Origin of the sequence: Synechococcus sp. MIT S9220 (assembly GCF_014304815.1) — a bacterium.
Taxonomy (GTDB): Bacteria; Cyanobacteriota; Cyanobacteriia; order PCC-6307; family Cyanobiaceae; genus Synechococcus_C.
On the sequence record NZ_CP047958.1, the window covers coordinates 1821509 to 1845889 of the forward strand.

A 24381-nucleotide genomic window follows, 5' to 3' on the forward strand; every position below is an offset into this window, starting at 1 on the left:
GGACTTGCCATAAGGCGGTTTGAGACATCAGCGCTTCACTGTCGTCGGCATGCCAAACAAGGACCACCCACTTGTTGATCGCCATGCACCGAAGAACGGTATCGGCTGGTTGCTGAACGATCAGGAGCAAAAGGTCTGCATCTTTACCAACGCGAATCCAACGGCACACGCGCAGTGGGTTGTTGTTGAGATCAGACCGCTAAGGGGTGGAGGTCAGCCCGTGGTTCGCAGGATGCTCAGGCACAACGCCATTCGAAAGACCCTGGAGCAGCTACAGGGAGGCACCCCCAACGTCATCGATGTTTGATCAGCAAGCAGACTGACTGAAACGATCGCAGTCATATGGCTTTTCAAACAGGTCATCGCAGGGGTCAAGTCTGGGATGACGTTCAGACGCTGAACAAGATCATCCACAACACCCGCTTCAACCTGACAGGCAAGTCAGAGCGCGAGTTTGAACTCGCTTTCATGTCCTCAGTCAATGCCAATGCCGACCGCGTGAACGGACAGATAATGTCCCAAGTGGACAAGGACACGACCGTTCGCAGCGTTTACCTCTTTGGCAAGAAGCACCGGCCTGACCTCACGATCAACGATGACGGCATCGCGATCGAAATCAAATACCTCTCAGGCAGCTTGGATGGCTTGAAGCAGGCCATCGGTCAAAGCATCTTTTATCGGGTGCGGTATCGCTTCGTGATGAACGTGTTCGTCATCGCCGAGAAGTACAAGGAGACCTACCTCAAGGGCGCAAACGAAGAGGAGAAGGACCTGGAAGAGATCTTTCAAGACCTCAGCAGCGAAATGAACATCTTCAGCTACATCGTTCCGGCGTTTACGCCCGGACCAAACGTCAAGGCGTTGCTGGCATGGAATGACATCGAATCCTGAGAAACTGCCTCGGACAATTTTTTATCCGAGGTTGCACTAACCCCAGTTCCTGCAAAGGGTTGTGAGGAATTGAGGCCTCGCTCGGATACTTGCGGATCAGCAACGCCGAAGGTTGCTCCCAGCTCTAGCTCCACTTTGTTTTTTTGAATTGAGGTCTGAGGTTGATCGACAGGACCCGTTGCCTTTGCTGGGGTTTAGCCAACCTCGGATGGTTCCTCTGATCCGAGGTCATCCGAGGTTGCTGTCCGTCTCCAGCGGCGTGGCTGCTTACGCCCCTTCACCGTCTGCTGGTGTTTGTCCAGTTCGAAGCCCAGCTCACGCAGAGCCTCCGCCACCTTGCGCTGCATCCCCGTTTGGATCTTTCCTATCTCGGTGCAGATCTCTGCCCCGATGATGGCCTCATCGGTGGTGAACTCATGGTGAGGACCATTGTTCCGCCAACCCAAACCTTCGATCCACTTCCGTAGTGGTTCGGTGAAGACGTTCTCCACCATGAACCCGGCATTGCGTCGTGCTGATTCGGCTTCGTTCTCAGGGCTAAGCATTGGCAGCCGCCCCGCCTCATAGGCGAGATGGCCAGCCTTCCAAATGCGGTCACGGTCGCGGCGCACAAGATCCAGGTCCAGATGCTCCCCGGCAGCAAGGCCGGTGGGGATCACCCAGAAACGACGGTTGCCGGTTGGATCGCGCAGGAAGTCCGTGTTGTTGACACTGGCCACGAAGATCGAGCCCCGTGGCTCTTTCGATAACCCCTTGCCGTAGGGCTTGCGATAGCGACAAACCTTGTCGGTGATCATCGCTTTCAGATCCCCCGCCTCCTTACCGGCGGTGAGAGTTTCCAGCTCGGCCAGCTCAATCAGCCAGCTCGTTCCGATGATCATCATCAGGTCTTTGTTGTTGTGCTGCTTGGTGGAGCAGTACCAGTCCTTATGCCCGCAGAGCCTCTCCAGCCAGGTGCTCTTCTTCTCTCCCTGCTCCCCTTTCAGGGTCAGGCAGTAGTCCATCTGTGAGCCAGGGTTTTGCACCCGCTGCACTGCACCAATGACCATGCCAGCGAGCATGTCGTCGTACAGCGGATCGCCAGTGCCCAGGTAGGTCGTCGCCAGCGTGTCAATGTCTGCAGGCTTGATGTCGTCATCGTCCAGCAATCTGTCGAGATATTCCCGGATTGGGTGGTAGCCATTGCCCATGGCGGCGAAGAGCATCGCGTCGATAGCGGCGTTCTTGCTGATCCCGATGTCGGCCTGGCTCAGTTGCACGTACAACAGATTCACCAGTTCTTCCGGCACCTCTCTGCCGTCGAACTCCATCATTTCGGTGAGCCAGTTGAAGCGAAGCCGCTCCTTCCATGTGGTGCTGAACAGCAGGGCTAGCTGGCCCACCGTTGGCTTGGAGATTTCCCCCTCCTCCCCTTCTCTGAGCTGATCAACGGGTAAGTCGATCGCGGAGCCGTTGGGTGAGGGTTGGTCGCACTCTGGTGAAGATGGCGAAACCGCCCCAGCTGACGTGTTGATCGCGCTTGTATCTCCACTCCCCTGTGCGCTCTCCGGGTTGGAGATCAGGTGGGTAGAAGGTGCTGCCTTTGAAGCATCGGATGGTTTCGCCATCGGTGTGGATCTGACAAACAGTGTTTTCGTTGCGCCCACAGATCGGGCAGTGAGCTAATCGCATCCAGTTACCGCGCGAAGTGCTCACGGTGCGGTGTGCCCCTGCTGCTGGTTTGGGGTAGTCCCGTTCCTGTTCGACGATGTAGTCGCACCATTGCGATGGGAGTGGGGCCAGCGCCTCCGGGCCTTGGCCATCGGGCCAGCAATAGTTGCCGCCGGTGTAGTGGCGACCAACAACGACCATCTGGGAGCCGTTGTGAAGAGCGAACTGGTCTACTCCCTCGCCTTTCTGCAGGACCTCCTTGCCTTCCTTGACCGGAGGCTTGGTGGGGTCTTTGCCGCAGTACTGCTTCGGGAGCACACGGCGCTGTTCTGGCGTTGGCCGCCAGATCAACTTGAACCTGTGGGGATCGTTGTCGCGATTAATCCGCCAGGTATTGGTCAGCTCAGGATCCAGCAGGTCAAGAGTGAGCAACCGCTCAATGGCGGTGATGCCATCAACATCCGCGCAAACGAGGTGATCCATGGCGATGCCGATGGACTTCAGCCCTCGCCAACTTTTGAGCCGCTCTATCGACACGCCGGGTTTGTTGGGCCAATCCGTCAAGAAAGGTCCTTTCCATTCCTTGCCATTGCCAATAGGCAGCAGCCTGTCTGTCTTGCTGAGTGGTTCGAGCCGCTGAAAAATCTCGGCGGTGATCATGGCCACCTCCGCTCTGGGCCACGGATTGGGCCACACCAACCCCTGAGGGCCATCCCAACGTCAGTCTCTGAGGGGTGTTTGGGTTGTGTGCACGACTGCTCCGATGGCAGTGGGTCACCTAAATTGGGCTCATCCTTGGCAGGGAGTGAGCGCCACGCAAATTGTGTGGGGCTCATTTTTATGCCCCCACCTGTTCGCGGATGACCTCAGCGGCTGTGCGCTGAATCATTCCACGCCAGGCGAGCTTTTCGCGCACGCTGCGCACCTCCCAGAGGTAGGCGCTGTTGCTGCTGAAGCCCACTTGGTAATGGATGCCCTCCTCGAGGACATCGCCGCGAAGGCGTTTCAGGGTTCGCTCTGACACACCGCAGGCGATCGCAGCCTGTGGCGTTCGAAGCCATTGTTCTTCGGGCATGGGGCAGACGCACCGTTAGGTGCGTGGGGTGCCATCCCAGTGCTCATGGAGCAGAAGTTCCTTTTGAAGGACGCGGGCGAATTTCAGAAAACGCTCGCGCCCCTTCCGCGTTTCATCGGAACCTTTCCAGACGTAATTGCTGAGGTTGATCCTCTGTCGGGTACGTCGTCGGACCCACGCCTCGGCAGCCGCGTAATCGACACCATCAGGTGGAGTCAGATGCTGTCGAGTCGGAATGGGCCGATGGGGAGCCTGCAACTCCATGAGTTGTAGATGACTTGATCAGGCGCTCCACCGGACCGCGCGCAGCGACTACCCGACTTCACAAAAAAACGATGACACATGTCATGCCACGTCGCAACATTTGCGCGCAGTGATAGCCAGCGAATGTCCTAGCAGCTTCAGGCAGATTGCAGGGCTTCGTTGTACTTCTTGCCAGCCTCTTCCAGCTCCTTTTTGTTAACCCAGCTCGAATAATATTTGAGATGCGTTTCAACACTATGGCCCATAAATGCCGCTGCCTGACTGTAATGAAGCGGGCGGCTTGAATATTTATGCGCCCTCCATGCCCAACCATGCCGCAATCCATACGGTCGCAATCCTGGATTCCTCTTAACTAATTGCTGCCAGGGCTTGTATCGCTGAAGGATTTGGGCGTAAGCAGCACCCACCTCCCGGTAACTATTGCGCTCGGCCACACGATCAATCTGGGTTTTTACGGGGCGGGGGAGGCCAATTCGACCAGAAAGGAAGAGTTGAGCAACCCTGCGGGCTTCGCCGGGCTGCCCCTTCAGATCGAGGCCCAAGGCGAGGCGCTCCTCCTTCTCTGCCGCGGACTGCAGGGCACGAAAGTCCCTCTTCAGCTCGCCGCCCACATAAACGTCTCCGCTTTCATCAACATCGAGCAGGCAAATCTCGCCCTCGCGCAACCCGAAGAATCCGAGCATTGCGGTCATCAGCCAAAGCTGCTCCTTGCCATCCGCGAGCATCCGCTCCAGCAGCCAACTGAAGTCCTCAGGCATTACAGGGACAGTCGGTTGCTTTTTCTTCTTCCCGGTAGTGGGAGGTGATCCCACTAGCTCCTGACGCTTGGCCGTCGACAACGGCATCCAGCGCGCCGGAAATCCCAGGTCGTCGCAGCAGAACAACAGGAAGGCGCTCACATCCTGCAGTTGGCGCTTCCGGCCTTGGCCACCGGGAGGACAATCCGCAAAATGCAGCGCGGCATAGCGACGCATCAAACCTGGACCATCGGTAACCCTGGGCTTGCTGGCCATCACCTCCCGAACTCGCCGCAGCCGGGTCCGCAGATCACTGAGAGTGCTGCTGCGCCGGTTAGAGCGTGACTCGAAGAATCGGTCGCTGGCCGCATTCCAATCCACCTGCTTGGTGGCCTTCGTGGTGCCGGTGCTGTGGACGGTCAGCTCAGTGCGCGCGGCGACGGCTTTGTCCCAGTCCATGCCGCCATCGAGATATTCCCGAAGCTGGGCCACGGCCTCAAGCATCAGCCGGGCATTCTTGCTGGCCCAAATAATGTCGAGCTTGGTGCTGCGCCTGCTGCGGTCTTCCAGGATCTGAACGAGCTGGGCCCGGCCACGGCTTTCCCTGAGGCTCCAGCCCTTACCGTGCTCGGCCTTAAGAGTGCGACGCAGGGCCTGCTCCCAGACGGCAACTGCTTTTTTCTTCTGCTCCGCCACTGTGGCCCAAATGCTCGGGTGTGGCCCAAAGTGTGGCCCAAATAGTCAGGACACGCCATGACACGCTTGGACAACGTGTGGCCCAAATTCGGAAGACCTCAGCCGCGACAGAGGTTCTGGGCAGTGATTTCAGTCCATTATGCAAATCGATTGAACGTATGACTAACTGCCTTCTAAGCAGTCGGTCGATGGTTCGAATCCATCAGGGGGCGTCAGTCGTTACGGGGTTTTCGGGAATACCGGGAACCCTTTTTTTTGCCTGCCCGAGGCTGCTCTCACGTTGCACTCAACCAGCAAGCAGTAATAGCTAAATAAGAGAAAAGCCATTGGAACGATATGGAGTGGCACCAAACCGCTAACTGCATTGAAGAGAGACTTCAAACCATTCAGCGAATGCACAGGTTGAATGGAATTTCAGAACTGATGGCACTGGCTGATTACTGCACCAAACACAAATTAACGACTAAGTGCATCACAAAAGAAGAGCACGATGCCCTTATCGACCTAGAAAATGGCGATGGAGCATGGGTTCTCCATCGGAATGGAGGAATCAGACTGAAGATCACATCTGAATCAGGAGAAGTCATTCTTAGCCTTCGCATTGAAGACAACATTTGGAATGGCTATGCCGAGCATGTAGCCGACTGGCATCAGTTAGCTGAAAACGCCAAAGCACTATTCCAAATTCCATCCAAGAACTAAAAAACCGGCGAGTCAGCGAAGATCAGAGACCCCAAGAGCAAGAAGAGATTCACAGCCAACAGAATAAAGAGGTCGAAGACATCAAGCCACTCGCAGGCAATGACTAAAATCTAAGTCTTGAGACACGTTTTACCCCAGTTGAACACCAAGACCCAAAAGAAAACAGCTCCTCCCAACGCCACCTTCCAGGTATGACTGGAGAAGAAACCATCTCTTTCAATCTTCTTTGCCTTATTTTCATCGGTACCATAATTAGCCGCAAGAGTATGCACAAGACCGTACAACTGCAGACAAACAGCAAGGCCTACAATTCTTGCAATTTCCGCAAACAATTGGTTCATGACAGGCCTGGCATTACAGAAAGACTACCAAGCAAGCAACAAAGCTGATTAAAAAAGTGCAGATCAATGACCACAAAAAGACTGATACTGACCGCTTTATCTCTGGGCGTACTCGTGGGCCTACTGGCAATCGCTCAAGGAATGATGACCAACACCAGTGAACAGAACGAAGCGATGCCGGCGACAGAAGCATTTAACTCAAAATAGTACCCAGAGAGAATGGCAACAATTCACCCCACTAACTTCATCAAATAACACTGGTCAATGATCTGCTGCAATCAATAACGGTAGCGCTTAGCCACTTCACCCTTACCTTTGGCTCCTTGCTTATTCTGCCAGACGCTTGTGATAACTTTTTTATTTTCATAACCGAGGATTTGGTTGATCGCGCTGTCTGTTCTGCACCAGCGGGCAGTGACTTGATGATCAATCATTTCAAGACCCTTCTGATCCTCCTCCACAAGAGCAGCGAAAAAATCAATCTGGAATGCTCTTGTTTCTGCGCGAAACTTTTCGGCATCTCTATAAGAGCTTAAATCTTCCTTGTCGATTTCACTCAAAGCGAGTTCCAACTCTTTGGCTCTGTCGACTGGTTGAGCTGGCTGCTCATCTCTGAAGCTAGTAATCGTAACTTCAGCTCGCTTCATTCTCCACTTTTCGCAGGCTTGTTTTGCTTTCTGCTCAGACGAATAAAAGCATCCCACAAGACTGATCGAAAGCAGAGTGATGAGCAGCGATTTCATCATTGGCTCGATGAACAAGCAAGACCTTTACTCTTGCATTCAGCTTACCAAAGCGATACGAGTGAGGCCTACATTATTATCATTGCGGCTTCACTGAATACTTGCTCTTTCATTTAAAGTTAATTCAACAAATGTATTAGAAATATTGCCTTCATCGTGGTGACGTTCCATTCAGAACGCATCAGTTGATGCGCAATGGTGGTCGCTGAGGAACTGGGAAAACCGTCCAAGCATGTTCGCCTTCAGGACCTTGCACGAGACAAGGGATGAGGCCAATTGGCTGTGCTCAGACATGGAGAGGCAAGGCTGTGATTGGACAAACCAGGCTGTATTGCAGCAAAGGTGAAGGATTCCGCCTCGTTGAAGTGCCAACGGAACAAGCATCCATCGAAGCCAAAAGGCAACAAGCAAGGCTGGCAAGTTGACGTACAACAAAAACAACCGGAAGCACCGCAGGCGACCAATTCAGCACATCGACCTAAAACCAGGCGTGATAGAAGACCAGCCTCAATTGAGAGCAATCATTCCCAACATCCATCCTCGAGACGATCAACCTGTCTTCAAAGCCTCAACCGATGACAGCCGTGTGCGGGCACGTCTGGGAATGATGGTGTTTTGGGTTCTGGCGCTGCAAAGACACCCACAAGAAAGATCACCAGTTCTGACCTATGGGGTGTGCGACCGAACCAGAAGCGCTTTATCGCTTCAATAACGCAGGACCTTGAGCACACTGAAACGTCATGCTGACCTGCACTGAGCATGCGATGGAAAGCCTCTACCACAAGCGCAACAGGGCGACTGCCCTGCATGCGCAAAAACTCCTTCAAAGGCCACGCTGGCCAAAGGCGCAACATTTGACCATTTACAAACCGTTACGGTTCGACTATTTTGTTAATAATCTAAAGTTGATATCAGATGGTCAGCTCGCAAAGCTCAGCCCAAGCGGCGTCAACCTTGAACTACGAAGAGCTCTTAGAAGAAATGGAAAAACTCGATATCGCAGACCTACTCTTGATTCACCGCCGAGTCGCGATGCGATGAGTCCATTTTTTAAAGCATCTTAATATCAAGAAATCGCATCAATTTTAGCCATTTCAAGGTGAGCATTATATAGAAATTGTAATAATCTCGTCGAGCAAATGATGGCGCCAATTAATTCACTTTCAGGATTACATGATTTAATTCAACTTACGGATGGGTTGAATGTTGCTGAAATGATTCGTACTAGATATGCGCTGAGATGCAATTCGCTGCAAAAGAGCAAGGATACCATTTATGTCTTGAACGGTTAATGATGATCAGCGCGTTACTTTCGAATCAAAAGTTAGTGCAAGTCTGATCACAACAGCTACTGATGTTGGAGGGGGTGACAGAGACAGTGCTCAGGCGGAATCCGCAGGAAATCCTTCTAGTCCTTAAAACAGGAGGATGAGTCACCGAACTCAGCTGAGTTCCGTGACATCAGGATTTAGCTGCAACACACCAGCTGAACAAGGGGTGCTTCAACAGCAGCTCAACCTCGGACCGTGGTCTTTTGATTGTGCTTAACAGGTCGCTGACGGCTTTTCAGAGCCTTCAGCATCCCCTTCTCAAGAGACGTCAGCTTGGGAGAGGTCTCGTGCATCGCAGCCCTAGCACGCTCCTTAGCGGCATCCATAAACCTCTCAGTCTTGTCCTTCGCTTCAAAAGCCATGGTCTTCCAACGGTCCTCCATCAAAAGTTACACACACAACACGACGGTGTCCGCAAATCCATCCAATCTTCTCGGACTGAAGTTGACAAACTGCCTTAGCAGCCATCTGATCCGTCTGACGTTGAGCCATGAGGCCTAACCAGCTGCCATAAGAAAGTCCTGGCAACCAACAAAGTTTGGCCACTCAAGTCAGAGGATGGCATACAAAACAATCCACACGCTCCTCGAACAACATACGAAGCACAGTTAAGGCCAGAGGCTCAATCAAGAGCGAGGCCCAAAACTATGACTATCCATCCACAAAACATTCATAAGCTTGATGTGAACATAATGCACAGCAAGCCAATGCAGCAAAGTCAAGTGGGGTTCTCAGACACCCGATTCATCCATAACTAAGTGTCAAGATGGCTCGACCTGAGAGGATGCCTCTCGCTGAATCTCTGCACGACGCCACTTGACCCAAGCCTGACCGAGAATGGTCGCCTTTTGGGTATCGACACGACCAAGATCAGCATTGCCAGGAAATTGACGCCTTTCTGCGGCAAGCAGCTCTTCTTTTTCGTCGTTGGTCAGCATGAGGATCAACTCTTGAAGCATCTCACTGTAGAGAAAAGATGAAGCATGCCTGCCAAACAACAGCACTCAATCTTTGAATAGGTTCTAATGCTTATGGCCCTTTCCAAATTCAGACCTTAGAAAACACCTACGCCTTTGGCGACAGCAGGTTGTGAGGTTCTGAACAGCAAAGCTGGAGAGCCATGCCATCAAGCAATAACCGACCTCCCTTTATCGGGGTCAAAGCAGGAGACTTGGTTCTCGTGCAGTCAACGCTCAATCCTGACCCAACTGATACTGACTGGTGGATGGGATGGATTGTTGGCAATCCAGATCAATTCAATGAGATTCACGGCGTGAAGATATTGGCTGTTGTCGATACCGACAGTGGGGAGCTTCGGCATGTCAATGCCGAACAGACCACACGATTAAGCCTTGCGGGCATGGAGCAGAACAAAGTCGTGCCACTGGTCAGAGGATGAGCTTGAATAACGTTCAATGAGCAGACAGCAAGAGCAAAATAACAAGCATTATCCAGGCCTCCCAAACTTAATTTCAGGAATCGTGCTTCTCATTACCCCGTCATCTCTAATGGTTGATTCAGGTCAAAAAGGCTAGGAACAACAAACACTATTAACACAGTCATTCGGAAGATGTATGGAGAAAGCACCCTTCAAAAGCTCATCAAAATTCCACGCTTCAGAACAAACATGACAACTAGATAATCTGCAAAAATTTAAATGAATTCAATCAAATCTTCGATGCAACCGGATTACCCCCAATCTGAAATGGGAAGAGACTGCTTCCTTGGAAGGAGTTCCACCAGAAATCCATTCAGATCGCCAAAGAGTGTCATCATGAACTTGGAATCACACGACCCCAACAGGGGCTACGCGGCTCTCACTCCAAGCCGGTATGGGATCCAATGTCAGACGTCTGGCAATCTGATCAAGCCCCAAGCTGACCTCCTCACTTGAGATGTCGAAGCTTGAGCATTGGATCAAGAGCGAATCATCCTTGGGTTGACGTGCGTCATCAGCCCCCCACCAGAGCTCATCAGCACTGATCGAATGATCCACGTGATTGTGTGAGCTGAGGCAACAGGAAGCAGATCCAAGAAGACATCATCATGGAGTTGCAGAGGGGCGAGGACCCTGTGGCGTCCAACACTCAGCCTTTAGCAGGGCTCACCGAAAGCCAACGCCTTGGACTACGTGATGTCCTACTGGATGTCAGCAAAGCCAGAGCCTGGTCATGGGAGCTTCCAGTGCTCCTGAGAGATCGATGCTGGTTGCGACTCGATCGCATACGACTCAGCGAGCTAATGCGATATATCCCTCCTGATGGACGCGAGGAGGCGCCTGAGCTGATGCATTACCAGCAACTGATGGCGCAAGGCATCGATCCGCTACTAGCCCAACAGAATTGTTGGCTGGAATTTGGGATGGAAGATTGTCAACGGGCTCTGCATGCCTACTGGCAAAGTCGCGACAGAACAAACCATGGCTGGTCAGCGCAACGGTATCGGCAGCTTGTAAGCCTTTACCGTGACCAGATTGAACGAGGTCTACCGTCAGTTCCGATGCTGATCCTGGCGCGCAGGGAAACTGATGAAGAACATCAAATCCACTGGATCACGCGCACGACTCAGACCAAAGACCTCGTCAACATAAGGCCCTTTCACCTCTGAGACAGATTCGTATTGCGACCATCAAGATCTTCACAACTGTGAATCTGTCGCACTTGAACAACGTCTAGTAGAGAACAACAGAACAGATTGAGAGAGGGCTTGGCTCAGACCTAGTCGCCAGAACGATGAATTGCTGTTTAAAAACTCAGCGGGAGTACCGCACAGACAGAAGAGCAATCAAATGCTACAACTTTACGTATGAAGACGCTCATGCGCGGTCAAAGCGCAGTGTTAATCAATGACAGAAGAAGAGATGATTCCATGAGGCCAAGTTTCTACGAATTTAAAGCCAACTATGACGGACAGCCAGAGCAATGGAGAAAAAGACTCATGGCAATTTATGTGACCGATCAAGACGCAGCCGTCGCTGCATGGACACTGATCATGTCGATGGATGATTTAATGCTGGAAGTTGAAGAAACCGCCACTTTTCTAGATCAGATCTACTCCAAAAAATAAATACTCAACAATCAACGCAAACTAATGAAGGTATCAATAAAGCATCACATGTCACCCAAGACATTTAAGAAAAGATTAGCGTCGTTGATTCATTTTACTTGGGGCTTGATTCTGGCAGCTGTCTTATTACTGACATCGCCCGCTAGCGCGAGTGCAACTACGCAAAAATACAACATCGTTACCGATGAATTCTATGGGCTCAATGCAGAACGAATCTTACTTGTTCCCGTTGCTGATGCAGCCGATCAAACCGTGCTGATGACGGGCAAATGCCCAAGCAGGGCACCAAGTGACCTCTATCTTGAAGACGGTCCAGAGAATGCCAAAGAAAAATGGTTTGTTGTTACTGAAAAGGATCATATTGAACCCGATCAAACAATATGCCTGTCAGGGAATTTACCAGCTTGGTTCGAAAAAATATCATCACTTTATTAGATTCAGTATCAATCAGAACAAGCATGACAATCCATCAAACAAACCCTCCAACTTGGTGCTCATCGGTCCAATGCGCCACTGAATATGCGATCAAAAAAAGAATAGAAAGAACCATCAACGCCTTCGCCAAGACGCAAGGAGATATGGTGATGGCTCCAATCATGGGGCGTTGGGCAATCCGTAGCTAAAGAGTAGGAGAGACGATCATGTCACCATGGCAAAAAGGACAACATTCCTTTCGGATTTCAAAGCCTTTATCAACAAAGGCAACGTCGTCGACTTAGCCGTTGCTGTGATCATCGCAGGTGCATTCGGGAAGGTGGTTAATGCAACTGTCAAGTTAATCATGACCAATGCACTTGAACCAGCATTGGAAAAAGCGAATGTTCAATCCTTAGCACAATTACCAGGGGGAGAAATTATTGTGGCGACGATTAATTTTATTGTCATTGCTTTTGCATGCTTTATTGTTGTGAGAGTTGTTGAAAAAATGAAGCGTCAAGAAGAAGTCGTTGAATCATCAAAGCCTGACCCCCAATCTCAACTGGCATCAGCTATCACACGCCTAACCGAAGTCATGGAAGAGCGCTCTTCCTGAGATTGAAATCATTGATGGTTGATCATCAACATCAAAGGCTTCTGAAAGGACATAAGACATTTACAACGTCATGTCTTCAAGCTCAGCGGCTGTTATGCAGCCTTACGTCGTCGCAAAGGCAAGTTTGGAATGGAGCGCTTGAAAGTCTCGACCTTCTCGTCCAACCTCTTCCTTGCTGAGGCCAGTAGGGCCTCGCTTACCCAGAAGCTGTAAAGCTGGACAGCGGTCACAAATAGGACGGCGCCAACGATACCAAGACAAGGCCTGACAGTTTGCTTAGATCCATTGAGCAACACATGCATCCCTCTACTCAATAGACATGATCCTTGGGTCTGTCAGCATTCCCGCTGGTCCAGTCGCGAATCGTTAATCCCGCCGGATGTTTGGGATCGAGCAGTCAAGCTAGTATTGACCAGGAATGTCTTATGCGCTCAGCCATAGATCTTACTCATGGCCATTGAAATATCATCATGAATCATGATCTCAATGAAGAGCTCAATTCACGCTCAATTGAATTAGAAAAATTATCAAAGATGCTTCCAGACGATCGAATCGCAAGAATTGTCTGGTTGAGAATCCAAAACGATTTAGAGGAAAAAGATAGCCTTATCTATGGAATACAATACTGCATATCAAACATTTATTATTTCATCAAGACACAGATTCAAGAGGACGCACAAACTCGCTCTGCGCTTGTTGACTGCAGAGAACTGATTGAACACTTGGGATGGAAGCCTGAGGATGCATTCGCCCAAGACAACTCAAAAACTATTTTTATAGACTACATCAAAGAAGTTGTGGCAATGTACACAGACACTCGACAACATCATTGCGAAGAAGCCCAGTGCATCCTGGCAATGAACATGATTCACATGGTTTTAAAAGACATTGAATACGTCATCAAAAAAAGACCCGCCCAAGAGAAGCGCCTGCTACCAGCGATAAAAATTGCGGCTCATTTGAGAAATCAAATGCTGGATATTTTCGGGTATAACCCCACAAAGACAGACGATAATTTCTCACAAAAAGGAGAAAATTGAAAGGCATAGCACTTTTCGCGGCAATGGCCTGCCTCGCTATATGATCTAAAATGATCTGCAGCATAACCCTACTGTTGTGAACGATACTTTCAATATCCCAATGAAACCTGGCCATCAATGAAGATCACCATTTACGGAGGGCCGCAAACGCGTGCATCAATGCCCAGGTGGTACCTGGAAGAGAAAGGAATTCCCTATGAACTCGTCGACATCGCTCTGAGTTCTGGTCAGAACTTACAAGCCGACTTTCTTTCGGTGAACCCTTTTGGGAAACTTCCGGCAATGTGCGACCAGTCGGTTAAAGATGCAGAAGGAAGGCCGACCACCTTGTTCGAATCAGGTGCCATTCTGCTTCACCTTGCCGAACATCACGGCAGAGAAGCGACGACTGCATCTGAAAAGTCACTGATCAGCCAGTGGACTCATTTCGCTAATTCGACTCTAGCTTTTGCCATTTTTGTGCCAGACCAAAAAGCGAAAGTACTCCCAAGACTGCTGAAGCAGCTCAACATGCAGCTGTCAAAGGGCTTTCTCGTCGGGAATACTTGGGGTGCTGCTGACTGTGCGGTGACAGCTTATCTTGCCTACATCAAACTATTTTTTCCGAATGAAGATCTCAGCCCTTATCCGCAGATTGACTTACTCATCGAGGAGACCAAACAAAGACCTGCCTACAAAAAAGTTATGGGAATCGGTTAAGCCATTCCAAAGTTCTTTCAACTTATAAAAAGACAGCAGATATCAAGTGCATCAAACCAATCGACATCACAGAACGATGAATCTTGTTACGCGAGAAAGCACCATTTCTCATCCTCATCATCAGTTCTAGCAGTTTGAATACCGCAAAGCCTCGCGGTTAAAGATGAATCAATCACATCCAAAAACACCTGCAACATGGGTACTACCTGTTTCAATCGCCTTCACTGGTCTTTGCATCTTCGGAGCAGGCTTGGTGATCCACGAACCTTTAGAAAAAATCGCGACCCGTCAAAGCCACACCATCATCATCAAACAGGCAATGACTGAGCCTCTGGTCATCGGACCCAGCAAGCCATGATTAGCGGTTGAGTCCCTGTCATGGACAGGGCTGAAACTCAAAACAGCAAGACAGCCCGTTCATCGAGAACCATTGAACGAAGCAGCCGCAGAACAAGACCTCTCAATCAAACACTCACGCTCATCTGAGCTGAACAGACTTCGGTGCACTGTTATCCGCCCGAGGTTTCGCAGAACACAGTATAAATACTCATGGGCATTCATAATTGCTGGGATTCACCGGTTTAACGCACTGACGATCTGACAATGATTGCGTTTCTAGCCTTGTTCTGGGTGTTTGTGCTCGCGGTTTATTTCCGCTTCCGGGATGATGAGATGAACCCAGACAGCTGATGCTGATCGCCGTAGCCCTGCTGCTGCTTCTCTCTTTCTGCTTGTCAGACGGTGAGAGATAACCAACGGGTGCACCCCTTGATCGCATGCCAAGGGGATGCATCACTGTGTCTGAGCGAACAAAGCTGAAAACAACGAGAACTGCATGCATCAAACGCGATGATCAGAATGAAAAATAGAGATTGATCAATTCATGGCGAAGGGCTACTGGCTGGCAACAGGTACCCTCAACGATCGCAGAGGCTTCATGATTTATGCAGCCGCCGCCGAACCCTTTCTCCAGAAATGTGGGGCAAAAAATGTTTATCCGAGATGCGCATACTGACGGAAGAGAAGGGAACCCTGGCCATTTCACTGTTCTGATTGAATGTCCGAGCGTTGAAGCAGCGAAAGCGCGTATGCAGAGCTGAATATCAGGATAATTCGACTAAGAGCTAACAACAGCGAAGCCTGTTTCAGCATTCTTGAGGAAGGAGACAAGCTCGCCCACTGAGTTTGACGAAGAATCAGCGCCGTGAACGCAAGAAGTCAACTACGAATCCAAGAAGGTCATTTCACCATGCGTGAAGATACAAGTGATGCAGACTGATCAAGAACTTCATGCCATTTTGAAGACCTGATCGTGGTCTCGACAGGATGCGATTGGTCGTCTACAAAACAGCCGACACTGTGTTCCTCTGCAGTGTCGGACTAGACGGCAGGATTGTATTGAGACACTGAGAAGGGACTCATTCGAGCCTCCTAACAACCTTTAGCTCTGATGAATCTTAGTCTTCATCCATTCAATAATATCTTGTTCTAACCACACCACTGTCCGTGAACCAATTTGTATCTGCTTTGGAAAGCTACCTTTTTCCATGTGAGTATAAATAAACGTTTTGCCAACACCGGTCATCTCAATCACCTGTGAAAGCCTAAGGAACCGAGGTGCACCAGTTTCATTGACCAAAACGAAGGATATTCGATACGGACATGGGATAACTCAAGAGCTCAGGAGTTGATGACATCATGGCTTGGATGAGGATGACCGCCACGTGCGACTGCCCTGCCTTGTCCTTGATGAGAATGAGCAATACCAAGCTTATGCAGCCTTGAATGCTCTTCAATCTGATCTGTCAACTGCGCAGAGCCAGCACCAAATGCGGTGTAAATCCCATACAAGAGCGTTCCTAAGACCAAAACAGCCAAAGAGCCAATCATTAAATATGCAGAAAGATCTTGATTTGCAAGCTCCATGAATCCCTTTTGATGCTGACTGAATCTTGGCTGCGCAAAAAACTTGTGCTGTAACGATTGCTTCGCCAAACATTTACAATTAGCATCAATACAGCCCTTAAAGATTAACACTCACTCGTTAATTCCTTATACCCATATTGAGCGAATGCAACCAAGAGCAAGACAACACGATGCAGATCTACGTGAGCAAATGCGCGGCAAAAACATGCAAAAGTATGACTTCGACACTGCCGCTCGGCATTTTTCTCAAAAAAATAATCAACAGTCTCCCGGCGGGCTTTGGCGGCGAACTTCTACGAACATCGACGAACACTAAAATCGTTATGACGAGCGAAAGGGCCTTCGTGGCAAAGGAGCCGGTCAGTGAGTAGTCAATCTCTTGACTTTTGGCCACCGCAGATCAAGCCATGCAGCGCCGAGATCATGGCCATGAGCTGGCGCGACAACGAAAGCTCAATAGAGCATTGGCATCACCCATGGCTCAGCGAAGGAACCAACACCTGATGATTTGATCTCTGAATGATCAAACAAGGCTCAACAACAGCGCACTCGCGCCGTGACTGGCTGTACGATGAAGATGCTTAACCGCGTTTTAACCTTCAAAGCACGATCGAGCGACAGGCCACTGAAAGCAGGAGAAATAGATGAACCCAGACAAACAGCATCGCAAACTTGTGAAGCTCAAGCTGAAAGCAGAAGAGTGCTTAACGAGGGAGCAAGCTCAAAAAATCATTCGCAAAGCGGATAAAGCTCATAGAAAGCTCTCTGAGGGCCAGAACAAGGCTGCATAACGGTATCAAGGGCAACATCTTTCTGAGACCTTCGAACCGGTAAAGATGCGGGTCGACAGATGGGTTGATTGTGGTGACGATCGGTTGAGCTGCCACCGTCTCTGGTCCATGGACGAAACCACACTGGCAATGGAGGAGCATTGGCCCGTTGAGGAGCAGCTCAAACGAGTCAATCAAGCCTGTGATCAGATTGAACAGATCCTTGATGACCTTGTTCAGGACACGGCATGTTCCAATCATGCGATTCGCGATCTGCTGAGCACACTGTCAGAAGACTGGTCTGACAGCCAGCAACTGGAAGCCTGTTGATCGAGGCCAGTGCCGCACAAATGCAAGGCCTGGTGGCTCAATTCATTGCTTTGCATGCAGCATGCGATGCCGGGAGTTGAGACCAACAGATGCCAGGTTGTCAATCCAATCGTCGACAGGTTCGATTGGTCGTCTAACTGCGACTCCGATGCTTCCACTCAATGGCAGCATCGGACTAGGCGAAACCATGCGCACGCTGGGTTCCTAGCGGAGGCTGGCTTGAAGACCAGTCATGACACGACATCGGCAAGGCAGCAGAGAAGTAATACCTAATCCTTGTAAGTGCGTGTGTTTACTCTTTCCTTGGTCGTCGAACCAGGGTTAGACCAGAGGAAGAACAAACGTACTTCCATGCCAACTTATCCTCCCTTGGGGCCACCCACCTCAAACCTCATTGATGCAGCTTCGTCTTTTTTGTCGGTCCGACCTGGTCAGTTTGTCATCGTCAGAGAGCTAACTCATGCCAGTGAAAGAGTTGATATCGAAAAGAACTGGTGGCTTGGACAGGTGATTTTTTGCGAGGGATGGGAGAAACATTCAAGACTTCACTCGCTTTTTCAGGTCGCGGACGTTGATGACGGAGCCATTCGCTGGGTTCATCCGACCCAGGTGACCCACGTTCTGCACGGACTCGACGGAATTGGGCAGGAAGGCTGGGATGGGTTCGAGGATTAATTGATTCTCCGCAGCAGCTGCCAGAGAAAAAAAGGAGGCCTTCGCGGCCTCCGTCTACCTATCACCAAAGGAGAAGTGCTCGACGCCTCTCCTGCCTTCAGTATGTGTATCGCAAAGAACATGTGCCTGAGATCACATACTCATTGCCGAAGGGCGACGTGGTCTGGTAATGGGTTGGCGAAACCAGAAAGCTGTTAGCTCAACCTTTGAAGTCCTGCAACAGGGCCACAATCGACAGCCAAAGCATCATGTCCAGTGAGTGGGGGTGCAGCGTCAGCTCGACTGAAGGACCCTGGAGTGACTTTGAGAGAGCATCAGAGAAGAATGAGTTTGGAGACGATCACTTTAACGACGCACCGGGAGAGCATAGATCTAGATAGATCGCGAAGGATATTATTAATTTGCAGACTGAATTAGGCTATTAAGCAGAGCAATGGCTCAGACAAGAAATACATCGCCATGGCTTACAGACTGACGGTGTCTGTGTACCGGCAAAGCGATAGCAAAGCCCTTGTCATTTAAAAAGCTTGAACTGGCGATCACGTCGCATTCATGCACTTTGCGGCTGGTCCACAAGAGCTGCAGAGAATTCTTGAAAAGCAGCAGCTGCATCTGCCGGGCTTGAGTTGTATTTTAATTCCCATTGCTCAACCAAAGCACGCATGTCTTGCCACATATCGACCATGGCGAGTGGATTGAATCCGGAGGCTTGGGAAGAAGTCTTGGACATGGATGAACAATCGGCACCAGACCACCTCCTTCTAATTGATCAGCAGCGACACTGCTGATCGGCGATCGGCGGCAGCAAGAATCAGCGATCTCAGATCAAGGCGGCTCCTCGCCCCGCAAAGAGGCATGATCCAGAGAACTTCCGCCCTAATTCATGTCGCGAGCTACGCAACTCTTCAAAAAACTCGACAAATTGCTGAGCAAGCACGACACGTTTGGGGACAGCCCGGAAGCATTTGTCGATGAAATGCTTGACAAGCTTGATGATGAAATCAAGGCGATCCATGACAAAAACAAGCCGGAGCACTGGGCTGCGATCTATGTAGAGCGAGACCGCGCTCGCATCAAAACAGCCGTGCTCAACAAAGTGATGGACCGCAGCAGCTCGGGCTGAAACCAGAAGAGCGAGATGCTCATCGAACCTCTGCCCTCCTTGCATCAATGATCCGGGCCAGTTCCAGCATGTATCCAGCAGTACACCAGCGACCATGGCTACGAGCACGGTTTTCGACGTCTGAACGGATTTCTGCGGTTTCTGCCATCAGCAGATCTAATTCACTCTGAGGAAGCTCATAGAGCTCTTGAAGCTCCACCTCACGGCCCAACAGGTGACTACGAAACCATTTGCGCACCTGTTCCTGAAGCGGGATCTCCTGTGACATGCAACCGAAGCAGCAGAGACCAGTCTGACCATTGAACCCAGATTCAGGAATCAGCTCGCACGCTTCAAAAAGTTGCTCATTGAACCAGAGCTCGGTTTATTGATGCAGATGCGCACACTGAATGACTCGCGTTCTCAAAGACAATTGGCTTTCGCTTGCCATTGCAGGGCTGTCTCTCAGCGGCCTGCTTTGGCTTGAGCTCATCGCTGTTTAGGCCTAGCCCACTTCCGCTCACCGCAGACATAGGACACAATCGGTCATGACCAAGAGGGCTGTATGTGGGTCGCATTGCTTCTAACAGGACCAATCACACCGCCGATGCCACCCTTGGAAAGGCCAAACCCCATACCCAAACAACAACCAAACCTGCAAATAGACACCTTTCAATTAAACATTGATCAACAGAGATTTGATTGCTCAGCCGGAGCATTAGGCACGGGCAATAAAGCCCCGCATGCTTATACTCCGTCGAACAATCGCTTTGAAAGCGAGCTACAAATTCATGCTGCTCGTTGCAAAACCCGCTTCTAAGAAGGATGCCTAAATAGCGCAAACCGGTAAAAAATCAACCAAAATAATCAAACCAATGCAAAATCAGAGTGGCTCGTCCGGACCTGGCAAAGGCTTCCTATTCTTCCTTTGAGGCAACAAAGATTTCAAGGAACCAATCATGTCATTGGTCCTAGAAACGAAGATAAAACTGCCCAAAAAGAATACTGTTGCAATCACAAAAACAGTTGAAGTCAGCGCATCAAGTTCAAGATTTCCAATCACCAAACCATTCATGCTATACAGGCGGAAACAACTCAACATTGCGATGCATTAACAGTAACCTCCATCGCTGCGTCGAGGCAACATCGCAACAAACACCACTCCCTGGACGCTGGCAAAAGCAACAGTGATGACTGCGATTAGATCAAGACATCAAAACCAAGCTATCGAAATCAAGCTGCAGAGACCCAAACGGCATCAAAGCGAGTCGTCGAGCGCGATCATTGACTCAGCCCACGCACGACCATGCGTTGTTGCGGGTCGACCAGCGAGCCTGCAGGAGAACTGGATTTAGTCGGATCACTAGCCGTTACGGTAGACCTGTCTTCAAACACATCTCCAAGAACAACCAAAGCTAACGATGCGCCCTTCACTCCTGATTCTGCTCGCTCTGCTCGTGGCACCGAGTGCTGCCCTCGCCCAGAAAAAAATCCCCAAAGCTCAGGGACATAACCAATGCCCCCTGGGTTATGTCAACACACTTGGTACAACGTGTGTTTCACCGATCTACTATCAGGTTGCACCCACGAATGGAGAAGCCTGCAAGGAAGGGTGGATGAATATCGGAGCCGGCTATTGCAGAAAAAAGTGAGCTCCGATCAATCCTCAATCTTAATGACTAGTCCTTAGCAGAATCAAACATCCGTTGCTAGACGTCGACTAGTCAGCAACGGATCATCCATGAGACTTTTCTTCAAGTCTTCACTATTAATCGCGGCGGGAATGGTAGGGATGACAGCAACCACTGCGCATGCCCAACCCCGGACTATTTCCGAGTGCGCACAAACACTCACCGCACGAGGTTTTAATGTGATCGACAAAGATATTGATGATGGCCTCTACGAATTCGAAGCCATCAAACACAACCAAAAATGGGATGTAAAGATGGACCAACAATGCAACGTCTTATTAGAGCGAATCGACGACTAATTCTTACTCTCAAGACTATATTGGAACCAAAGCCAATAGGATTACCGCTGACAGCCTTACATTAATCCCAAAGAATGAAATAGGCCCCTGCTAACAAACACAAGGATGCAAATCGAAGTAAATGCCACGAGATTAATTGCTGCAATGTCGAAGACAATCGGACTACGCTCCGCCTTCTGAGAAACACCAGAAGAAAACGATTGATTGATATTGTCCCAATAGGCAATCACAAAACCTTTTTTGGCCGTAAGGCTTCCGCCACCAGTCAAGATTTGGCTTTGACCCTGACTTGCCAACTGTTGACGGTCGATCTTTTCAGCCTCACGCCTAAAAGCGTTTTGAAACCAGCTGACGTGACTGAAAAACCCGATCGTGAACCAAAAAATCAGTGAGACACCAATCAGAGCACTAAGAAAAACCATGCCGAAACGACTCGCTTGTATCAACTAACCAAATATCATCTTCTCAACGCAATCCAAGAGAGTGTCATATGAACCAGAGGCGAAAATCATTTATCAGGATGGGCGAGCAACCAAAAATTTTTAACAGGTCTTCGTATCAATTCTCCATTTCGTAAGGCGTCAAGCCGGCCTCCTTTCTTCGGTACACGCAATGGAAACCGATCAGGATTTCCCAGATGGCAACTGTGCTCGGTAATCGTCGGCAACAACATCCAGAAGCCCTAAGACATAGCGATCGCTCGCTCCAATGTCAGATTGAAGGGTCTGAAGACTCATGCGGATATCTTCGATCGCACTATTGATTTGATTTTCAAGCTGTGACTGGCTTGGCTGCCATTCTTCAGTCAATGAAGTTGACGAGGCAATTTTCAAATTTGTGGAATCTTGGTGCTTCGGAGGCATGGAACCTCGCCGTGGAGCCTGAGAATTCCGCGCTTGGTATGCCATGTTGATCCGTTTTGCTAAATCTTTTCATCGAAATCCCAGGAAGACTGTCAAATTGCTAACGATCGAACAGTGCATCGACGACGCAGCAGCAAGAACAGATCAGCAAAGCCCCAATAGACATGCGATTAGAACGCGCGACTGGGCTGGACGACCCGATTCAGCGGATCAAGAACCACGCTTGCGCCCAAGCACTTTTCTCGTCACCACACCGTCTTCCTTCTGATAGAGAACAAGGCGGTTCTCTTCCAATGTATTCAAACTCAGGATGCCTCTAGAACGATATTGACGATTAAATGGAACCACCCATGATGTACCCATTGCCATCACATAGATCAATTCTTGCTGATCAGCACTGATGCAAAAACGCACCTTCGAATCCTTATAAACACCAACATCGCTGACATACTCAGCTTTAAAAAAGTCACAACCCTGAGCACGTTGAAACTCGTCTTTGATATTGGCAAATGCAAAGCTGTTAAAACTGAGACCGAGCAGCGCCAAGACCCCAATCCCTGGGATGCATTTCATAAACCCTCACGCGTTACACAACAGAAGCAGCATGGCGCGTCATGGCAGCGATGCAAGCCGCTTTGAAGCCAGCAACTAGCGAAATAGCCGTGGCCAACAACGCATCCCAGAGCTGATCAGGGATTTCAATCGCTACTTGAGAGTGATCTGATCAATACATGCTGTTCTGAGCGGGGCAGTAATTTTTCGCCACCATTGAGATCAGTCTTGTCAACACGCGACTTCACAGAATCTGAGGACGCGAAGCCTCAATTCATTGATCCAGTGTTTCTCCAACATGCTCAGGCCAGCGTTGGGCCATGGTGGGAGGCTCGCATTCGTGCACTGATCAATCAGGATTGTGCTGAAGAAGCCGGTGCTCTGTTCAGAGAGTTCGAAACACCTGAAAAGGGCTTCTAACGTTGAGCGAACTGACCCCAGCTCAATCGTCCAGCCCACGCCTTGAATACTCACAAGCTGCTGAACCGCTCAACAAGAGGGAGAGCTGGGAAACTGATCTCAGACGATCCTGAACCAAGCAGATCGCAAAGACTTGCCATCCCAGCAAGTCGCGCTCATGATGCTCCTAATTGCAAGGATCCTTGATGAGCCACCGCCTCGTTCGTGCTCACAAGAGATTGATTGTCAAAATACAACAAAAGACTGGGCTTTCTGATTATCAGATCTTGTGGCTAGCTTTTGCGAAAGGGATCATCGTTGGCATCGTGCTCACGATTATTTTACTTTAAAAATCGACACGCATACTTCGATCTTCAACCATATCGTTCTACTTTTTTCTCCCAGCCTTTCACCCAGATGACAACAGACAATTCAGCATCTAATCCTAACAACAGTGAAATGAATAGAGCGCTGACTTACTCAGAAATGATGAACGAAGGCAGGCAGAATACGAAAGCCGAAAATCGAGGCCAGAAAGATCAACTTCATCAACGAGTGGAAGAACTTGAAAGAAAAGTGGAACACCTTCAGAACGTCATCCAACGCCAACTTCGCCTTGGCAGAATGACTGAGTAGGCAGCAAAAACCATCAAGGGATATATTAGACTGAAGGATTTTTCTTCAAAAAATCCAACCTTGGAACAAATAAACATCAAAGGGATTATCAGACAATGGAAGAGATTCTGAGAATAATTTAAAGACTTATGAATTTGCAGAACGAATGTTCAGGCTTATGCAATCAAGACTGTCGTAGGTCTCAACACCAGAGTCTGGATTGACGCCAGTAGCCCTCGAGCACATCTCCTCTCGTTGAGGGGCATCAATAATGGCTCCGGAAAAATCTGCTCCATCGATTGTCGTTGCCATAAAGAAGCTCTTGGTCAAAACGGCATCTCTAAAGTTCACATTGGTGAGGTTTGCCTCTTCAAAATGCGTTGCATAGGCGATACTGCCCTCAAGATTTGCTCCCTCGAGATCTGCTCTTTTCAGAGTCGCCACACTAAATAAGGCACCTCTCAGGTCAAGACCAGACAGGTCATAATTGGCCAAATCATATTTAACAAACTCCTTGGTGATCGGCTTTCCATCCTCATCTCGTTCGTAGAAAGGAAATTTTTCCTTGAAGGCCTCTGTGGCCTGATCGCTTCCCTGCAGACTTCGATCAAGCCCGAGATCTGGAAGACCTCCACCACTGGGATAAATCGCCAATGCCTTTGATGGCAGCATCAGCAGTGCGCCGAACAGAATCGCAACAAAGGATCGAACTAACGGCCTAACAATGCGATTAACTAATTTCATCAGGCACTCCTTTTATTGAAAAACCTAAGGCAAGCAAGTGCGGCACTTTGACAACATGACCCGCTGAGATGAAACAAATCGAGCAGTGACGAGCGAAAAATCTCACTACGCTGAATCTCATTGATCGCCTGCAAAGGACCAAGATGA

General features: G+C 49.7%; 33 protein-coding genes. 17 read left to right on the forward strand and 16 right to left on the reverse strand.

What is annotated here, in order from left to right; all coding sequences use genetic code 11:
* Nucleotides 1–49: 49 nt before the first annotated feature.
* Together SynMITS9220_RS10145 and SynMITS9220_RS10150 are read left to right on the forward strand one after the other, a co-directional pair.
* Nucleotides 50–307, forward strand: a complete 258-nt coding sequence (locus SynMITS9220_RS10145) for a DUF1651 domain-containing protein (protein WP_186989042.1) — start codon at nucleotides 50–52, stop codon at nucleotides 305–307.
* A 161-nt stretch (nucleotides 308–468) separates the two neighbouring features.
* The gene (locus tag SynMITS9220_RS10150; protein WP_186989044.1) at nucleotides 469–891 is read left to right on the forward strand and encodes a hypothetical protein; all 423 of its coding nucleotides are present in this window, start codon (nucleotides 469–471) and stop codon (nucleotides 889–891) included.
* A gap of 194 nt (nucleotides 892–1085) precedes the next feature.
* Here SynMITS9220_RS10150 and SynMITS9220_RS10155 read toward each other — a convergent pair whose 3' ends face one another.
* The 5 genes from SynMITS9220_RS10155 to SynMITS9220_RS10175 form a co-directional block, all read right to left on the reverse strand.
* Nucleotides 1086–2273: a VapE domain-containing protein gene (locus SynMITS9220_RS10155; protein WP_186989046.1), complete on the reverse strand. Its 1188-nt coding sequence runs from the start codon at nucleotides 2271–2273 to the stop codon at nucleotides 1086–1088.
* 43 nt (nucleotides 2274–2316) lie between these two features.
* Entirely contained in the window at nucleotides 2317–3201 is an 885-nt protein-coding gene (locus SynMITS9220_RS10160; RefSeq protein ID WP_186989048.1) for a bifunctional DNA primase/polymerase, read from the reverse strand.
* A gap of 178 nt (nucleotides 3202–3379) precedes the next feature.
* On the reverse strand, nucleotides 3380–3616 hold the full coding sequence (locus tag SynMITS9220_RS10165) for a hypothetical protein (protein ID WP_186989050.1): 237 nt from the start codon (nucleotides 3614–3616) through the stop codon (nucleotides 3380–3382).
* A gap of 15 nt (nucleotides 3617–3631) precedes the next feature.
* On the reverse strand, nucleotides 3632–3880 hold the full coding sequence (locus SynMITS9220_RS10170) for a hypothetical protein (RefSeq protein WP_186989052.1): 249 nt from the start codon (nucleotides 3878–3880) through the stop codon (nucleotides 3632–3634).
* A 137-nt stretch (nucleotides 3881–4017) separates the two neighbouring features.
* The gene (locus SynMITS9220_RS10175) at nucleotides 4018–5313 is read right to left on the reverse strand and encodes a site-specific integrase (protein WP_186989054.1); all 1296 of its coding nucleotides are present in this window, start codon (nucleotides 5311–5313) and stop codon (nucleotides 4018–4020) included.
* A gap of 402 nt (nucleotides 5314–5715) precedes the next feature.
* Between SynMITS9220_RS10175 and SynMITS9220_RS10180 the strand changes: the two genes are divergently transcribed.
* The gene (locus tag SynMITS9220_RS10180; protein ID WP_186989056.1) at nucleotides 5716–6015 is read left to right on the forward strand and encodes a hypothetical protein; all 300 of its coding nucleotides are present in this window, start codon (nucleotides 5716–5718) and stop codon (nucleotides 6013–6015) included.
* A gap of 110 nt (nucleotides 6016–6125) precedes the next feature.
* Here the strand turns inward: SynMITS9220_RS10180 and SynMITS9220_RS10185 are convergent, their stop codons facing one another.
* The 3 genes from SynMITS9220_RS10185 to SynMITS9220_RS10195 form a co-directional block, all read right to left on the reverse strand.
* Nucleotides 6126–6356, reverse strand: coding sequence for a hypothetical protein (locus tag SynMITS9220_RS10185; RefSeq protein ID WP_186989058.1), 231 nt, complete (start codon nucleotides 6354–6356; stop codon nucleotides 6126–6128).
* 278 nt (nucleotides 6357–6634) lie between these two features.
* Entirely contained in the window at nucleotides 6635–7099 is a 465-nt protein-coding gene (locus tag SynMITS9220_RS10190; protein ID WP_186989060.1) for a hypothetical protein, read from the reverse strand.
* Between the two features lie 2092 nt (nucleotides 7100–9191).
* On the reverse strand, nucleotides 9192–9428 hold the full coding sequence (locus tag SynMITS9220_RS10195) for a hypothetical protein (protein ID WP_186989062.1): 237 nt from the start codon (nucleotides 9426–9428) through the stop codon (nucleotides 9192–9194).
* A gap of 122 nt (nucleotides 9429–9550) precedes the next feature.
* On the opposite strand from SynMITS9220_RS10195, the gene SynMITS9220_RS10200 reads away from it, so the two are divergent.
* From SynMITS9220_RS10200 to SynMITS9220_RS10235, 8 genes are all read left to right on the forward strand, one after another.
* Entirely contained in the window at nucleotides 9551–9829 is a 279-nt protein-coding gene (locus SynMITS9220_RS10200) for a DUF3104 domain-containing protein (RefSeq protein ID WP_186989064.1), read from the forward strand.
* 647 nt (nucleotides 9830–10476) lie between these two features.
* Nucleotides 10477–11037 carry a hypothetical protein gene (locus tag SynMITS9220_RS10205; protein WP_186989066.1) on the forward strand — a complete coding sequence of 187 codons (561 nt, stop codon included), beginning with the start codon at nucleotides 10477–10479 and terminating at the stop codon, nucleotides 11035–11037.
* 210 nt (nucleotides 11038–11247) lie between these two features.
* Nucleotides 11248–11496 carry a hypothetical protein gene (locus SynMITS9220_RS10210; protein WP_186989068.1) on the forward strand — a complete coding sequence of 83 codons (249 nt, stop codon included), beginning with the start codon at nucleotides 11248–11250 and terminating at the stop codon, nucleotides 11494–11496.
* A 48-nt stretch (nucleotides 11497–11544) separates the two neighbouring features.
* Nucleotides 11545–11931: a hypothetical protein gene (locus tag SynMITS9220_RS10215; RefSeq protein WP_186989070.1), complete on the forward strand. Its 387-nt coding sequence runs from the start codon at nucleotides 11545–11547 to the stop codon at nucleotides 11929–11931.
* Between the two features lie 214 nt (nucleotides 11932–12145).
* The gene (mscL, locus tag SynMITS9220_RS10220) at nucleotides 12146–12529 is read left to right on the forward strand and encodes a large conductance mechanosensitive channel protein MscL (RefSeq protein WP_186989072.1); all 384 of its coding nucleotides are present in this window, start codon (nucleotides 12146–12148) and stop codon (nucleotides 12527–12529) included.
* A 470-nt stretch (nucleotides 12530–12999) separates the two neighbouring features.
* Entirely contained in the window at nucleotides 13000–13569 is a 570-nt protein-coding gene (locus tag SynMITS9220_RS10225) for a hypothetical protein (protein ID WP_186989074.1), read from the forward strand.
* A gap of 117 nt (nucleotides 13570–13686) precedes the next feature.
* Nucleotides 13687–14268, forward strand: coding sequence for a glutathione S-transferase family protein (locus tag SynMITS9220_RS10230; RefSeq protein ID WP_186989076.1), 582 nt, complete (start codon nucleotides 13687–13689; stop codon nucleotides 14266–14268).
* 163 nt (nucleotides 14269–14431) lie between these two features.
* Nucleotides 14432–14626: a hypothetical protein gene (locus tag SynMITS9220_RS10235; protein WP_186989078.1), complete on the forward strand. Its 195-nt coding sequence runs from the start codon at nucleotides 14432–14434 to the stop codon at nucleotides 14624–14626.
* A 1083-nt stretch (nucleotides 14627–15709) separates the two neighbouring features.
* On the opposite strand, the gene SynMITS9220_RS10240 is transcribed toward SynMITS9220_RS10235, so the two are convergent.
* Together SynMITS9220_RS10240 and psbN are read right to left on the reverse strand one after the other, a co-directional pair.
* Nucleotides 15710–15907, reverse strand: a complete 198-nt coding sequence (locus SynMITS9220_RS10240; RefSeq protein ID WP_255483050.1) for an AlpA family transcriptional regulator — start codon at nucleotides 15905–15907, stop codon at nucleotides 15710–15712.
* Nucleotides 15908–15948: 41 nt separating this feature from the next.
* The gene (gene psbN, locus SynMITS9220_RS10245; RefSeq protein ID WP_255483051.1) at nucleotides 15949–16263 is read right to left on the reverse strand and encodes a photosystem II reaction center protein PsbN; all 315 of its coding nucleotides are present in this window, start codon (nucleotides 16261–16263) and stop codon (nucleotides 15949–15951) included.
* Between the two features lie 830 nt (nucleotides 16264–17093).
* Here psbN and SynMITS9220_RS10250 point away from each other — a divergent pair.
* A complete protein-coding gene (locus SynMITS9220_RS10250; protein ID WP_136975551.1) occupies nucleotides 17094–17294 on the forward strand; it encodes a hypothetical protein in 201 nt (66 codons plus the stop codon).
* 303 nt (nucleotides 17295–17597) lie between these two features.
* Nucleotides 17598–17969, forward strand: coding sequence for a DUF3104 domain-containing protein (locus SynMITS9220_RS10255; protein WP_255483052.1), 372 nt, complete (start codon nucleotides 17598–17600; stop codon nucleotides 17967–17969).
* A gap of 550 nt (nucleotides 17970–18519) precedes the next feature.
* Here SynMITS9220_RS10255 and SynMITS9220_RS10260 read toward each other — a convergent pair.
* The gene (locus tag SynMITS9220_RS10260; protein WP_186989080.1) at nucleotides 18520–18699 is read right to left on the reverse strand and encodes a hypothetical protein; all 180 of its coding nucleotides are present in this window, start codon (nucleotides 18697–18699) and stop codon (nucleotides 18520–18522) included.
* 153 nt (nucleotides 18700–18852) lie between these two features.
* Between SynMITS9220_RS10260 and SynMITS9220_RS10265 the strand changes: the two genes are divergently transcribed.
* Nucleotides 18853–19092: a hypothetical protein gene (locus tag SynMITS9220_RS10265; RefSeq protein ID WP_186989082.1), complete on the forward strand. Its 240-nt coding sequence runs from the start codon at nucleotides 18853–18855 to the stop codon at nucleotides 19090–19092.
* 19 nt (nucleotides 19093–19111) lie between these two features.
* On the opposite strand, the gene SynMITS9220_RS10270 is transcribed toward SynMITS9220_RS10265, so the two are convergent.
* Nucleotides 19112–19360, reverse strand: a complete 249-nt coding sequence (locus SynMITS9220_RS10270; protein ID WP_186989084.1) for a hypothetical protein — start codon at nucleotides 19358–19360, stop codon at nucleotides 19112–19114.
* Between the two features lie 1132 nt (nucleotides 19361–20492).
* On the opposite strand from SynMITS9220_RS10270, the gene SynMITS9220_RS10275 reads away from it, so the two are divergent.
* On the forward strand, nucleotides 20493–20723 hold the full coding sequence (locus SynMITS9220_RS10275) for a hypothetical protein (RefSeq protein ID WP_067092660.1): 231 nt from the start codon (nucleotides 20493–20495) through the stop codon (nucleotides 20721–20723).
* Between the two features lie 89 nt (nucleotides 20724–20812).
* Nucleotides 20813–21061, forward strand: a complete 249-nt coding sequence (locus SynMITS9220_RS10280; RefSeq protein ID WP_186989086.1) for a PepSY domain-containing protein — start codon at nucleotides 20813–20815, stop codon at nucleotides 21059–21061.
* Between the two features lie 56 nt (nucleotides 21062–21117).
* Here the strand turns inward: SynMITS9220_RS10280 and SynMITS9220_RS10285 are convergent, their stop codons facing one another.
* From SynMITS9220_RS10285 to SynMITS9220_RS10295, 3 genes are all read right to left on the reverse strand, one after another.
* Entirely contained in the window at nucleotides 21118–21483 is a 366-nt protein-coding gene (locus SynMITS9220_RS10285; protein WP_186989088.1) for a hypothetical protein, read from the reverse strand.
* Nucleotides 21484–21684: 201 nt separating this feature from the next.
* On the reverse strand, nucleotides 21685–21924 hold the full coding sequence (locus SynMITS9220_RS10290; protein ID WP_186989090.1) for a hypothetical protein: 240 nt from the start codon (nucleotides 21922–21924) through the stop codon (nucleotides 21685–21687).
* A gap of 210 nt (nucleotides 21925–22134) precedes the next feature.
* A complete protein-coding gene (locus SynMITS9220_RS10295) occupies nucleotides 22135–22470 on the reverse strand; it encodes a hypothetical protein (RefSeq protein ID WP_255483053.1) in 336 nt (111 codons plus the stop codon).
* 291 nt (nucleotides 22471–22761) lie between these two features.
* Between SynMITS9220_RS10295 and SynMITS9220_RS13395 the strand changes: the two genes are divergently transcribed.
* Nucleotides 22762–22896, forward strand: a complete 135-nt coding sequence (locus tag SynMITS9220_RS13395; protein WP_255483054.1) for a hypothetical protein — start codon at nucleotides 22762–22764, stop codon at nucleotides 22894–22896.
* A 741-nt stretch (nucleotides 22897–23637) separates the two neighbouring features.
* On the opposite strand, the gene SynMITS9220_RS10300 is transcribed toward SynMITS9220_RS13395, so the two are convergent.
* Complete coding sequence (locus SynMITS9220_RS10300; RefSeq protein ID WP_186989094.1) at nucleotides 23638–24234, reverse strand: pentapeptide repeat-containing protein; 597 nt, start codon at nucleotides 24232–24234, stop codon at nucleotides 23638–23640.
* Nucleotides 24235–24381: the final 147 nt, after the last annotated feature.